The organism is Cognatundibacterium squillarum (assembly GCF_014652435.1).
Classification (GTDB): Bacteria; Pseudomonadota; Gammaproteobacteria; order Burkholderiales; family Burkholderiaceae_D; genus Undibacterium; species Undibacterium squillarum.
In genome coordinates, this window is sequence record NZ_BMYU01000002.1 from 444804 (window position 1) to 458160 (window position 13357).

At 50.4% G+C, this 13357-nt stretch carries 11 protein-coding genes; 8 read left to right on the top strand and 3 right to left on the bottom strand.

The window, feature by feature from the left end; genetic code table 11:
* Positions 1–207: 207 nt before the first annotated feature.
* Positions 208–1650 carry a hypothetical protein gene (locus IE092_RS06195; RefSeq protein ID WP_189356159.1) on the bottom strand — a complete coding sequence of 481 codons (1443 nt, stop codon included), beginning with the start codon at positions 1648–1650 and terminating at the stop codon, positions 208–210.
* 2 nt (positions 1651–1652) lie between these two features.
* Positions 1653–2951 carry an SPFH domain-containing protein gene (locus IE092_RS06200; protein WP_189356160.1) on the bottom strand — a complete coding sequence of 433 codons (1299 nt, stop codon included), beginning with the start codon at positions 2949–2951 and terminating at the stop codon, positions 1653–1655.
* Between the two features lie 287 nt (positions 2952–3238).
* On the opposite strand from IE092_RS06200, the gene IE092_RS06205 reads away from it, so the two are divergent.
* The 4 genes from IE092_RS06205 (at position 3239) to IE092_RS06220 (ending at position 8164) form a co-directional block, all read left to right on the top strand.
* Positions 3239–3805, top strand: a complete 567-nt coding sequence (locus IE092_RS06205) for a TlpA family protein disulfide reductase (RefSeq protein WP_189356161.1) — start codon at positions 3239–3241, stop codon at positions 3803–3805.
* A gap of 574 nt (positions 3806–4379) precedes the next feature.
* Positions 4380–6143, top strand: coding sequence for a carbohydrate-binding protein (locus tag IE092_RS18775; RefSeq protein ID WP_229793062.1), 1764 nt, complete (start codon positions 4380–4382; stop codon positions 6141–6143).
* 375 nt (positions 6144–6518) lie between these two features.
* Entirely contained in the window at positions 6519–7133 is a 615-nt protein-coding gene (locus tag IE092_RS06215) for a tetratricopeptide repeat protein (protein WP_189356162.1), read from the top strand.
* Between the two features lie 698 nt (positions 7134–7831).
* Complete coding sequence (locus tag IE092_RS06220; RefSeq protein WP_189356163.1) at positions 7832–8164, top strand: hypothetical protein; 333 nt, start codon at positions 7832–7834, stop codon at positions 8162–8164.
* Between the two features lie 148 nt (positions 8165–8312).
* Here IE092_RS06220 and IE092_RS06225 read toward each other — a convergent pair whose 3' ends face one another.
* Positions 8313–8651 (bottom strand): DUF6174 domain-containing protein, encoded by a 339-nt coding sequence (locus IE092_RS06225; RefSeq protein ID WP_189356164.1) that lies wholly within the window; start codon positions 8649–8651, stop codon positions 8313–8315.
* Between the two features lie 191 nt (positions 8652–8842).
* On the opposite strand from IE092_RS06225, the gene IE092_RS06230 reads away from it, so the two are divergent.
* From IE092_RS06230 to IE092_RS06240, 4 genes are all read left to right on the top strand, one after another.
* A complete protein-coding gene (locus tag IE092_RS06230; RefSeq protein WP_189356165.1) occupies positions 8843–9535 on the top strand; it encodes a response regulator transcription factor in 693 nt (230 codons plus the stop codon).
* Positions 9532–11613, top strand: a complete 2082-nt coding sequence (locus tag IE092_RS06235) for a sensor histidine kinase (RefSeq protein WP_189356166.1) — start codon at positions 9532–9534, stop codon at positions 11611–11613. The genes IE092_RS06230 and IE092_RS06235 overlap by 4 nt, the downstream gene beginning before the upstream one ends.
* A 178-nt stretch (positions 11614–11791) precedes the next feature.
* The gene (locus IE092_RS19040) at positions 11792–11986 is read left to right on the top strand and encodes a contractile injection system tape measure protein (protein WP_373295322.1); all 195 of its coding nucleotides are present in this window, start codon (positions 11792–11794) and stop codon (positions 11984–11986) included.
* Between the two features lie 407 nt (positions 11987–12393).
* Entirely contained in the window at positions 12394–13335 is a 942-nt protein-coding gene (locus IE092_RS06240; RefSeq protein WP_189356167.1) for an ATP-binding protein, read from the top strand.
* Positions 13336–13357 lie beyond the last annotated feature (22 nt).

Here is a 13357-nt window from a genome sequence, read left to right on the forward strand (position 1 = left end):
ACAGCTGATGCTATAAAAATCTAAACGCGAGGTCAATGCCGGGATTTGACTGATTTGAATCTGAATAGAATCAAATCATTCATGATGAGAAATCTGAACTAATCATGATTTCTACGTTCAATCAGACTCTTTTGTTTAAGTCGCTTATGGGGGAGCGAGAATCGTTGCTCACCCGTCATGCCTTTAATTGACCTAAATAAGCGCTTTTCAGCGCTGCATCAGACTGGCCCCCTGCCATTGCGCATCCTGCCATTTGCTGAACAGCGCCACGTTGCGCAGGCGTTCGCTGCTGGTTTCGGTTTGCAGGTTCTGGCGGTTGAAGACTTCATAGCTGCGCTGATAGCGGCCATCGGTTCGGGCTTCGCGTGCCAGTAAAAACTTATCGTTACTACCGGGTATCCAGCCGGCAAAATCCACGTAGGCCAGATCAGGATCGCTGTTTGCCGGTGGAATCACATCCACCACCCATTGCTGGTCTACTTTGTGCCACAGCCACAATTCGCGCCAGCCTTCCAGCGTTTGCACTGCCAGCACCAGCGCCTGATTTTGCGGATGCACGCGCTGCGATGCCATCCATGCCATACCGTAGGTGCAGCGACGCGCCAGTGTATTGTTTTGTCCGGCTTTGGCAGGCGCCGCACCGTCGCTCAGCGTCAGGCAGGTTTCACCCGGCGCACCGGCTTGTGCGGTCAGATGCAAACCGGATGCAGCGGCAGTTTGCGGTAATTTTTCCGGCAGGCTGGCCCAGCGGCTTGCCGCAACACGCAACGCTGCTTCGTTATACAGTGGCTGATCTTCATCGCTGAGTTCAGACGCTTTTAATCCGGTAAATTCCTGCAAAGCACGGCTTCCCGCCACCTGATATGGCTGACCTTTACGTGCCTGCTGAAACGCAATCGCTGACCAGATACCGGCTTTACGCAAGCGCAGACGCTGCTTCAGCAAATCCGGCAATTCTTTCTGATCAACTTTATCCAGCACCTCGGCACGCCATACATCGTGCGCTTGCCTGTCAGTTTCCAGCACCGCAGGATTGATGCAATCGCTGCGGGTCAGCGCCAGCGCTGCTTTCGCTTGCTGCTCTGCCGTAGCGCGCATCGCCAGTACACGACGGTAAGCTTCGCCGTCATAGCAAAACCAGGCTTTACCATCACGCTCATACCGTTTGATTTGCACGCCGTAATACGCAGCGGATTCTAAGTGACCTGCCAGCGCCAGCTCCGCACTTTTTCCGGCAGGTTTATTGTTCGCCCGCTTCGCCAGCCGGTCTGCAAAACTGCCCAGCGCATCAAATGCTTCTGCGTCGATGTCGGCAGGCGCTGCTGCTTTTAGATAAGCCGCGGTGTAGGCGATTCCCAGACTTTCTGCACCCGGCACATCGCGCAGATAACGCCACACCATACGGTTATCGGCAGCCTGCGCCGGATTCAGCTCCAGCGGACGCAGTTGCTGGGCGCGGATATAACCGCCGCGTTCGCGGCGGTAGTCATACACTTGCAGATAATCCAGCTTGCTGCCGCGAATTTCCACCATATCTCCCTGATACAAGGCCGTTTGCTGTAAGGCGCTGTCACGGGGAGCAGCTCTTAAGGCAGCGGCATCCTGAATCACTAAAGCAAAGCTGCTGGCAGCAACAAAACTGAACAACATGATCAATTCTCCTGATTTTGTGTATTCAGATTACCCGGCTGCTGCGTATCACTGACACGGTTCATCGCCGGATTGCTGTTTGCTTTCTGTCCCAACAAGCTGGCACCGATGAAACCACCGTCAGCTGGTGGCGGCGCAATGATGACCGAGACTTTGTCCGACAGTTTATCTGCCATGGTTTTCTGAATCAGCAACGGATGTTTGCTCAGTAACTGCCCTTCTCTTTCCATTTGCGTGCTGGTGACTTTACCAATCAGATCCTGACGGTAGGCCTCAGCATCGGCCAGCTTGCGGCGCGAGTCCGCTTCACCGACAGCTTCAATCACCCTTGCCTGTGCCGCACCTTCAGAAGATTTAATCCGTGCCACTTTCTCGGCTTCCGCTTCAAACTGACGCTGTTCAATTTGCTTTTGCTTGAATGGCAGCACATGCTTCATCGCTTCTTCCTGCGCTCTGGCGGCAATGATTTGTTCTTTTGCGGCCGCCTCAGCTTCTTTCTCACGGCGGATTTTCTGGGCTTCAGATTCCAGCGCGGTTTGCTGCACTTCTTTCTCCTTTAGTTCCAGCGTGTAGCGCATTTTCTCTGAAGCCAGTTCTTCTGCCAGCAGACGTTCCATGCCTTTTTTGTAGTCGGCAGGTAAATCGACTTTACCCAGCATTACATTGCGCAGCGTGATACCGTCTGCAGCCAGACGCGGGCGCAGTTCTGTTTCAATCATTTGCTGAATTTCCGCCCGTTTGCTGGAGAAGATTTCTTTCACAGTGTAACGGGAAAAAGCCTTATAAATCACAGCCTGCACCACAGGTTCCACGATCTGACTGTCGATCTGATGCTGATCCATACCGGAAAACTGTGGCAGCTTGCCGTTATCCAGCGCATAGCGCACTGCCAGTTCCACGCCCAGCGACAAACCTTCTACCGACTGATACGGCGCACCGCCCTGCGCATTACCGCTGTTGTCCGGACGGTATAACTGATCACGCAGCGATACTTGCTGAATCTGATGAAAGCCCGGCACGCTGATAAAACTGCCTTCACGAATCACATCAATACTGCCAGTCCACTGATTACTGCGTAACACCGCTTCGCCACGTGCAACGCTGTGTACCGGCGTATGCGTGTAGACGCCATACACGCTCAGACTGACACCGGCCACCACCATGATCATGCGGGTATTCAGCTGACGCACACCCTTCACCGCCAGATGGCTGGCATTGCTTGCGCCCTGCAAACCTTTTCTTGCGCCCCAGCCGAGGCTGTTACGAATCGCTGCTGTGATTTTTTTTAAGCCACTCCACATGATCATCTCCGTTAAGTAATTTGTCTGACGGGCTGCAGTGTTCGCTGCAACGTGATGCCATCATGCGCCGCCCCTTGCCGAGCAAACAATGCCGTCGCCTTGCCAGTCTTTACATACTTCGGTGATGTTCATTCCGCGCTGTGAAGAAAAATTCACACATTCATCGCCAGCCTGCAGGCAGCTGGTCATGCTCAACATTGTCAGCATGCAAATTGCATTGCAAGTCGTTCTATTTAAAAATACAATTTCACGCTGGAAATTTTATATGTGATCGGGGAGTACGGTACATGCGATTCGTTTCTGGCTTAAAACGTTTTGGACTGGTCAGTCTGATGCTGCTGAATACAGCGATTTCCCCGCTGACGCAGGCAGCCGAATACGAATACCTGCAATTACCGAACCTGAGCCTTGCGTCTGGTGACAAATTTCCGCTGAAGCAGTTGACAGATTTATCCGGCAAAGCGCTGTCCGAACAGCAGTTTCAGGGTAAATATGTGCTGATCAACTTTTATTCCGAACACTGTGCGCCCTGCATCCGTGAAGTGCCGGTGCTGAATCAGATCATGCTGCGTAATAAGGATATTCATGTCCTTGCCATCACCCCGGATAAAGCCGAAGAAGCGAAACAATATCTGCAGCAATATGCGCTGCAATGGCCGGTAGCTGCAGGTGCTGACCAGTTATTGTTCAATCAGATTGGTGTGAAATCTTTTCCTTCGTTTGCTCTGCTTGATCGCAATGGCAAGCTGGTTACCACGGTTTACGCGAATCAGCTGGGTGGTGAAGATGGTAATGCCACACTGGAAGGTATAGAAAAGTGGCTGCGACTGAAAATGCGCAGCGCCAAGCTGTAAGCGCAAGCAGGTCGTTTTCAGAACATGGTTCAGGCGGCAAACAGAAAATAACGAAGACCGCCTGCCCTGTTTTTTCCTCACAAAATGGCGGATTACTCTGTATTCCGCGCAGATTCGCGACGCAGCGCCCGCGTGATCAGCCCATCACCATAGACATTTGACGCTGTTTTACTGGAAAGCCAAGCCTGCGGTGCGGCATTTCTGCCACGCCGCTGACAACAATATTTTTTGCAACAAGATGTTATGGCACAGCGCATTTCTCAATAAACTTATTGTTTCTTTTTTTGCATAGCAAAAGAAACATCGTAGTCCAGTTTCAGTGTATTGCTTTTGGTGGCAAGCTGTGGCGGATTCCGTGGAATCCCGAATAAGGCAATACCACTTAAAGCCATGCTATCTGACACTTCCATGAGAAAAATGTAATCTACTTGTAAGCAATGTTTGCTTTTTTCTTAACATATTCGATCTTTATTGGTATTTTTGATCGATTTTTAATATTCAATAGCCAGTTTAAAAAATAGGCTCAATTTGATGGTATTACATTGGTATCCGTTTCTCTACAGAAAGGAATATCATGAAACACCATCTGCATTTACTGGCCCCGCTGACCGTGGGCTTATTGTTAACTGCCTGCGGCGGCACGGACTCTGCGCCGAAATCTGCGCAAGCATTATCCGGCACTGCATTGCCGGTCGTACTGAACGGCCAGTCTGTTGTTCAGAACACGTCAGGTAAGCTGGTACCTTCCGGCAAGTTATCAGCGACGGCTGCAGCAGTCGCCAGCTGCGCGGCAGCGTGGGATGCAAAAACGGCATACACCGGCGGCAAACTGGTCAGCGAAAATGGTCGCAACTATGTCGCTAACTGGTGGACGCAGGGAAATGAACCCTTGAAGAACAATGGTGCAACCGGCACCGGACAGCCGTGGACAGATCAGGGCGCGTGCGGCACTGCAGGTGGTGGCGGCGATACCGGCGGTGGTAGCGGAGGTACGGGCGGTTCCGGTGGCAACACGGGCGGAACCGGTGGAAACGGTGGCGGCAGTACAGGTGGCAGTACCGGCGGTAACAGCAATAGTTGCGCAGCTGCATGGAGCAGCAGTGTGGCTTACGCCGGTGGCAGTTTCGCCAGCGAAAACGGACATAACTACAAAGCCAACTGGTGGACACAGGCGAATGATCCGCAACAATTCAGCGGCCCTGCCGGTTCCGGTCAGCCATGGACAGATCAGGGCGTCTGCGGCGGATCCGGTGGTTCAACAGGTGGTTCGACTGGCGGTTCGACCGGCGGATCAGGCGGAGGCTCCACGGGTGGATCGACAGGAGGTTCCACTGGCGGCTCTACCGGCGGATCGACGGGCGGTTCTACTGGCGGTTCCACGGGCGGAACCGGCGGTACAGGCACAACCGGTGTTGCACCGGGCTTTATCTTCAGTCCTTACAAAGACATCAGCATCAATATGAACTGGAATACCAATATGGCGATGACCACGGTAACCGGTTCCTCACAAACGCTGGCAGATGCGATGCCTGCAAATTTATCGACTGTCACGCTGGCTTTTGCCACCGGCGAATGCGGCGCTGAAAACTGGGGCGGCGTTGCCGGTGCAACGATTGCGTCTGCCAACATTCCTGCGCTGGTCAGCAAGAACAAGAAATACATTCTGGCGACCGGCGGTGCAGCAGGCTCATTCACTTGTGCCAGCGATGCAGGTTTCGACGCCTTCATTAATCGCTACAGCTCCGCCAATCTGATCGGTATCGATTTTGATATTGAAGCGGGTCAGACCGAAGCCGATATCAGCAATCTGGTGCAACGCGTGGCCAATGCGCAGAAGAAGTGGCCTAAGCTGCGCTACAGTTTCACCATCGCCACGCTGGGTGGGAATGTCAGCCCCAGCCTGAACTACTACGGTGAACTGGTGATTAAGTACATCAAGAAATATCAACTGAGTAATTACACGATCAATCTGATGACCATGGATTACGGCAGCCCTTCCGGTGGTAACTGCATCGTCAAAAATGGCGAATGCGATATGGGCGCGTCGGCAGTTCAGGCAGCGATCAACCTGAATCAGCAATACGGCATTCCGCTGAGCAAAATCGAAATCACGCCGATGATCGGTGGTAACGATACGCCGAACGAAACCTTCCGTCTGGAAGACATCAGCGTCGTAGTCAGTTACGCCAAGCAAAACGGCCTTGCCGGCGTGCATTTCTGGTCTTTCGACCGTGATAAAGACTGCGCACCGGGCTACGCTTCGCCAACCTGTAACACCTATGGCAAAGCCGGCACGCTGGGCTTCACGAAAGCCTTCCTGAGCGGCTTCGGCTACTAATCACAACATCCCCCGCGCCGCAATGGTGCGGGGGATTTTTCTCTCTTGCTCCCTGCACCATACGGCACTTGCAACCCGTGGCTTTGATTGCCTCGCAGCACTACCACTGTGCAAATATCATCATTTCTGTTTTCCGGACAACCAGACTTTCTGCCGACGAGCGCCGGATCGCTGTGCTGAACACCGCATTTTGATGTTAAAACGTTAAAATAACAGGGTTTGGCGCATTTTAATGCGCCCTACGCGCTAAATACCGAGGGAAGCATAGTCACAAGGTGGCGCGTGGAAAATGGTGGAATCGGCAAAAGCATTAGCAAAAAAGAAATAATAGCGATTTACCTGATGGTGAACTAAATACCAAGGGAAGCTCATACTATGAATTTAGATGAAAGTTATATCGATTCTCTACGTGAGAAAGCTGAGCAAGCCTTAACTGTAGGAGATATTCTGAAGGTGATTTTAATCTTTCAGGAAATGGAGCAAGCGGGAGTTTGGCAAATAACTGCACGTATTGCAGAACTGTATGAAACCGGATACAAGCACCACAAATGTGAATTCAAGAGAGACTTAGAAGAGGCAGCTAAATGGTATCGTAAATCGATTTTTGAAAGTGATGATCCTATTGCGCACCTTGGTCTCGGACGGATGTACTTTGAAGGAAGTGTGACGGTTAAAAGGGATGTGTCTCAAGCCCAGATTCATTTAAATAAAGCTTATATCAATGATGTTCCTCAGGCTGGTATTTACTTAGGAATAATGAGTATGTTTGGTGTTGGTAGTGAAAAAAATCTAGAAGAGGCTGAGCAGTTTTTTTTAACGGCTGCAACCGGAGGGTTTCCGCTTGCCTATCGGTATTTGGCGAGCATTGCTATCTCTTCAGGAAAAGTTTTTCGCGCAATAAAAATGCTAATCAAAGAATTTTTTTTAACGATGCGTTTAAAAATTCAGGATAGAAATCACCCGAATTTGTGGGGAGTCGGTAAAGGTTAGAGTCATGCTGTTTTGGAATTTCGACGAACACAAGATAACGCGGTAAAGCGTAACGCAGCCAAGTAGGACAGGCACCGCTCTTGTGCCCACGCGGAAGATGAGCCAAAGTCCGTGAGGCGTATCCCCTACCTCGTAGAGCGCATTGCAATGCGCCGATTGAGTGTGATACCGGGTTGCGGCTAAAAAACGTAAAACAGCGGTTGGTTCTGACATCTGTGCAAATATCGTCATTTCTGTTTTCCGGACAACCGGATTTTCTGCCGACGAGCGCCGGGGCGCTGTGCTGAACACCGCATTTTGATGTTAAAATGTTAAAATAACAGGGTTCGACGCATTTTAATGCGCCCTACGTGCTACGGTTCATTTGTGCAAGCTGAGAAGGCAATACTGGATTACAGTCTGTGCCACAACAGCCAGCTCAGACCGCATCACCATAATGGTGGTTTGGCATCCAACGAAGCCGAGCACAGTTGTTGGCTTGGCTATAACGATGTGACCAAAATTAGTTGACCACTACAGTTAGCTATAGACATCTAAAATAAAGGTAAGTAATGAAAACTAGAATCGTTGGTATATTCACACTTTGCTTCTCAATATGTGCATGCGTCTCAAACAACAACAGCTCGACCATCATCCAAAGTCAAACCACAAGTAATACTGACACACCAACGTATTCTCAATCAGTAAAATGTGCATCGATGGCAAACGCTATCCATTCTCATCAGCTTATGATTGGCGGGCAAGATCTTATCAAACTAGAAAAATTGGCGTTTGACAAGGCAAAAACTCTAGCTGAAAACCAACAGAAATCCTTCGATGAGGTTAATAGCGACTTCTCTGCGGAAATAAATAAAATAGATATGCAGGTAGAGAAAAAATACGGTTCAGCTGTAACGAAAGTCGTTGTCAAAAGTGACAATCCAAATGCCAAGGTTCCTAATTTTGGGAACAATCTCAACTACCTTGATGTAGTAATTGAGTTTCAATACAAAACGCCCTGCATCAAGTTTTTCGGCAATAGTTCTAAGTAAAGAACTGTTGAGTGCAATGGCGCACTAAAGATGGGTAATCATCCCCTTTTTAGTTATTTGCATCATTTCAAACAAATGGAATTTCCAGTGTTTGATTTCCATTGATTGATGCGGAGTATGAGAAGGATGCGTGAGGAGAAAGAGTCGCTTACAAACGTTTAAAATCTGAAACAGTAATTAAATATTCGTCACATTGGCCTTTTGTTTTATCAATAAATACCGATTCAGGAAATCCATATTGCGAATGAAACGCTGGCACACTCTTTAATTCAATTGCGCTTTTTGTAAAAACTTGAGGTTTGGTCAATACAATGTTTGATACTTCATCAAACAGGTTTTCCATTTTAAATGCTGTCTTATCAACATCCATATACTGCTTCCATTCAGGAACATAGACAGAGACTACGACACTATTAATCACCTCAACAGTCCTTGATGGAAAAGCGTCGCCAGACTTTGAACAGTCTGGATGTGCAAATATCGTCATTTCTGTTTTCCGGACAACCAGACTTTCTGCCGACGACAGCCGGATTGCTGTGCTGAACACAGCATTCAGCCTGTTTTTTGCCCGAAATGACCGCCGCCGGTCGCCTGTGAAGAAACACTCACAGCCGGATGGCTGGCTTTTTTACGGCACTCCGTTTAGGCTTGGCAGATTGCTATATTTGCCAAGCCATCATGATCAAGATCGCCCTGATAGAAGACGACGAACCGACCAGTAACCAGTTGCGCCAGTGGATTAATGCTGCCAAACCGGAAGCGCGGGTGGATCAGTGGTTTAACCGCGACGATGCCGAAGCTGCCTTGCTGCGCGAACACTACGATCTGGTGATTCTGGATATTGAGCTCGGGCGCGAACGGCATGCCGGTGTCGCCATCATCAATGCGATCAATAAGCACAGCGCGACGCCGGTGCTGGTGGTATCTGCGATGCCTGCCACCATCTACCGCAGCATCATGAAAGCGCTGGATGCCTGGGATTATCTGCAAAAAGCCACTTTCAGCGAAGATGATTTCATCGAGACACTGCTGGAAATTTTGCGTGCCGTGCGTGAAAAAAAATCACAGCAAAAAGCAGCACCGGAACCGGTCAGCATCAGCCTTGATCCTTTACGCCAGCGTAATCCGATCTGGCGCGGCCAGCGCGTGAATCTGCCGCTGACAGCGCAGCGTATTCTTGCGGTGTTGCTGGAACATCAGGGACAGGTCGTCACTTATGACGATTTATACGAAGTGGTGAAAAGCGGACGCAACCGCGAAAATATCCGTAAGCATGTGTCCACTATCCGCGACGCCTTCCGCGAAATTGATGCGAACTTTAATCTGATTGAAAACGTGCCATTGCGCGGCTTCCGCTGGGTGAGCGAATGAAGCGCCTGTGGCTGGCAGCTTACCGGCTGCGTATTGTCTTTCGCGGTATTTTTTTACTGCTGGCGATTGCCACGGTAGCGCTGGCTTTATCGCTGCTGCAACAGGAAAAACAACTTGCGCTGGATGCTTACCAGACGCATTTTGATAAAACCCAGCAACAGTTATCCGCGCTACTGCGCCATCCCAGCGGGCAACTGGCTTTGCTGAATCCCGGCATGCTGAACGAAGCCAGCACCGGCCTGCATCCGGTGATTTTGCCATTCGCTGCTTTGGATTTTGATGATCAGAGCAAGGTGCAGCAAGCGATTGCGATGTCCGGGTGTCTGCAGCAATACGGCGAAAACGGTGATTTATGCGCCGGCATCGGTAACAGCCCGTGGGGCGGTGCCTTCCTGTATCTGGCAGGGCATTTCAATGCGCCTGCACTGACCGAACATGAACGCGGCGAACGCGATCTGAGTAAAGCAGACCGGCTGGAATTGACCCTGAATGTGGATGATCAGGACTTTCACTGGATCGCCCCGTTCGAAGCGGACGCCAGTAAAAACAATGCCGCACCCGTATTACGCGGACGCTTCACTGGTTTTCTGGTCAGCGATCTGGAAGCAGGTAAAAGTAAGCCGTACAAAGACTTTCGTGCATTGGTCTGGCAACAGGGACGTTGTAATCAGCCACCGGCCAATGGCGATGAAAGCCAGTGCCAGCGCACTGCTTTCTTTTCTGTGCGCATCGCAATTCCACAATGGCAGGCGGCCATTTACACCAACCGCAATCCGGCATGGCCGCCGACTGATCTGAATCGTCTGCGTATTCATGCGCAAATCAAAGCGGCCAACAGTGAGCAGGTATTGCTGGACAGCGACCATGAAAACCGCAGCGGAATTTTTTCTCTGCGCGATTTACAGCAGCATTTGCTGGCCGGTGAAAAAATTGAAATCCGCAGGCTGGATCAGCAAAAATCGTATCTGCAATTGCAGGGAGACAGCGCACAGGCGCTGGATCAGAAGGCTTTATTAATTCGTTTAATAAACTGGCTGCCAGTGGAAAAACGTATCTGGCGGCTGGAGCGCAAAGAAGTGCTGAACACCGCGGCGTTTCCGGTGGAATTCAGCCTGACCGGCGATCAGCGCAGTGCCCTGCAGAATCTGACCATCGTGGCAGCGCGTATCAGCTGGTATGTAGCTGCGATGCTGCTGGCTTTGTTGCTGGCATGGGGTTTACTGGAAGTGAATATCATGCGCCGCATCACTTTACTGTCAAAACGCGCCAAAGCCTTATCCAGCCACGTCAAAGCCAGTCAGGGTATCGATCAGTTTAATCTGAATGACTTACGCAGCGCTGATGAACTGGGCGTACTGGCCAGCTGTCTGCAGGATTTGCTGCGCCGCGTGCGCGAAGATCTGGAACGGGAACAAATCCGCGCTGCTCAGGAAAAAGATATGTGGCATGCGGTCGGGCACGAAATCATGTCACCGCTGCAGTCTTTGCTAGCATTACATCAGCGCGAGGATGATCCAAGCCTGCGTTATCTGCAGCGTATGCAACAGGCGCTGACTATCCTGTACGGCAACGCTTCCCCTTCTGAAGCATTTCAGGCCAGTGTGCTGGATATTGCGCCGCTGGTGTTGCAGCAGTTCGTGAGCACTCTGATCGAATATGCGCCGGACGCAGGAATAGCGGATCTGATCTGGACTGAACCGCGCCCTGCCGCGGAACAAAACATCTGGATTAAGGCCGATGCACATTCGCTGGAAGATGTGTTCAGTCACATCCTGAACAATGCGCTGCGTTACCGCCTGCCGGATACCGCCATTGAAATCGGATTACAGGCGGATGAACGCTATGCAGTGATCCGTATTCAAAACCGTGGCCCGCGAATTCCTGAAGAAATGATCGATAAAATTTTTGAATACGGTGTTTCGGATCAGGCTGAAGCCGGCGCAATGGGCCAGCGCGGTCAGGGCCTGTTCGTTGCGAAAACCTATATGGCGAAAATGGGCGGCACGATCAGCGTCAGCAATCTGGATGACGGGGTGTGTTTTGTTCTGACTTTGCCACGGGCGGCAGCACCATTGTAAGCGTCACTGAAGAAGTATTTTTCTGCCCGTGTCAGTCGCAATGCGTAGTCAATATCTGAATAAAATACTCTGCGGACTTGCACCGGAAGCACAACTGCCGGCAGTAATGCCGATGACTATCATTGAACGATTTGTATCCGGATGAGAACTTCAGGCTATTTTATACAACTGAAGCACGATTCGGGATTCGTCTGTTGACGCATTGCGTGGCTATTTTATACTGCGCAACGCCAGTCTGTACAAAGACACTGCGCACTGGCATTTGCAAGTCGAATCTGAAGCTTACGATGTGCAGTTGAAGGATTTTCCCTTCAATATGACGTTGATCCGACTTCCCCGGATGCAAACTGACTTAACAGTGGATTGGAAATGACAAATACTGCTGCGGCCAACGCCGCCACACTTGAACGCGAACTGACCTGGTGCGCAGAAATGATAGACACCGCCATCAGCCTGTATTTCGGTCAGGAATGCGTCCATCGCGACATATCCGAACTATTGCCTCCGCCTGTTGATGATGATCCCTCTCCATACGCGAAGCTTGTGCGCCAGCACTGCATGAGCACCAGTGAAAGACTGATCCTGATTCTGGCACTGGCACCGGTCCTCCGACCACAGTTACTGGCCCCCTTTCTGCTAAAAAATACCGCGATGGATCGCGGGTTTACAGAGTTTGGCGGAGTGCCGGACAATTCCGGAACCGGCTTTCTGCCAAGCGTAGAAACTGCTGTCTTTATTCTGGCAGGCGAAAGTCTGACGCGCCGGTTCGCATTAGCGGCATTGTTCGAAACCACACATTTTTTTTACAGCACCGGGATACTCGATTTTGCTACAGCCGGAAATATCACCGCTACCGGATTCTCTGTATTTTCTGCGCCCTTAAAAATCCGCCCCGAAAAATTAGCCTTTATTCTGACCGGTGAAGAGAGTGATCCGCCCTTATCTACGCGGTTCCCTGCACAGCGACTGGAAACAGCACTGTCGTGGGATGATCTCGTCCTTTGCGATTCCACCATGCAGGCTGCACAAGAAATTCTCACTTGGACAGTAAACGCAGAAAAGCTGATGCACGACTGGCATCTGAATAAATTTATTCAACCTGGCTATCGGAGCTTGTTCTATGGGCCACCCGGTGCAGGTAAGAAGTTGACAGCCAGTCTGCTAGGAAAGAGCGCAGGCCTCAGAGTTTACAAAATTTCTGTTGCCCTCGTCATCTCTGCATCCCCTGAAGATGCGGAAGCACATCTGGAAAACCTGTTTGAGCTGGCTGCGGTCAATCGATGGATACTCTATCTGGATGAGGCAGACCTGTTAAGCAATGGGGGTTGCCCGGATTACCAAAGTAATATTCCACAGACTATAGCGTGTCTTTGGCAGCACATAAACAGTTATCCGGGTGTTGTACTTCTGGCTGCAAATCAAAAAAATCCGTTCAGCAGCGCATTGATGCACCGTTTACATTCCGCAATTCATTTCCCTGCTCCGGATGCAGGTGAACGTCTGCGGCTTTGGCGTAAAGCTTTCGATAACCCGGTAAAACAGGATACAAGTATCGATCTGGAAAAAATTGCAGATCAATACGAAATCACTGGTGGCTCTGTCATCAATGTCTTACGCAGTGCCTGTCTGATTGCTTTACAACGCGGCTCAGACATCATTACACAAGACGATTTGCTGACAGGAATACGCCGCGAAATGCAAAAAACTGATCATCTCGCCTGAGAACTTAAACTTCATTCAGAGT

What these genes read in the sequence shown, in the direction of transcription:
- IE092_RS06220 (WP_189356163.1), top strand. Translation starts at nt 7,832, where the DNA reads ATGGCAAACGCTATCCATTCTCATCAGCTTATGATTGGCGGGCAAGAT.
- IE092_RS18775 (WP_229793062.1), top strand. Translation starts at nt 4,380, where the DNA reads ATGAAACACCATCTGCATTTACTGGCCCCGCTGACCGTGGGCTTATTG.
- IE092_RS06200 (WP_189356160.1), bottom strand. Translation starts at nt 2,951, where the DNA reads ATGTGGAGTGGCTTAAAAAAAATCACAGCAGCGATTCGTAACAGCCTC.
- IE092_RS06230 (WP_189356165.1), top strand. Translation starts at nt 8,843, where the DNA reads ATGATCAAGATCGCCCTGATAGAAGACGACGAACCGACCAGTAACCAG.
- IE092_RS06195 (WP_189356159.1), bottom strand. Translation starts at nt 1,650, where the DNA reads ATGTTGTTCAGTTTTGTTGCTGCCAGCAGCTTTGCTTTAGTGATTCAG.
- IE092_RS06225 (WP_189356164.1), bottom strand. Translation starts at nt 8,651, where the DNA reads ATGACGATATTTGCACATCCAGACTGTTCAAAGTCTGGCGACGCTTTT.
- IE092_RS06235 (WP_189356166.1), top strand. Translation starts at nt 9,532, where the DNA reads ATGAAGCGCCTGTGGCTGGCAGCTTACCGGCTGCGTATTGTCTTTCGC.
- IE092_RS06205 (WP_189356161.1), top strand. Translation starts at nt 3,239, where the DNA reads ATGCGATTCGTTTCTGGCTTAAAACGTTTTGGACTGGTCAGTCTGATG.
- IE092_RS06215 (WP_189356162.1), top strand. Translation starts at nt 6,519, where the DNA reads ATGAATTTAGATGAAAGTTATATCGATTCTCTACGTGAGAAAGCTGAG.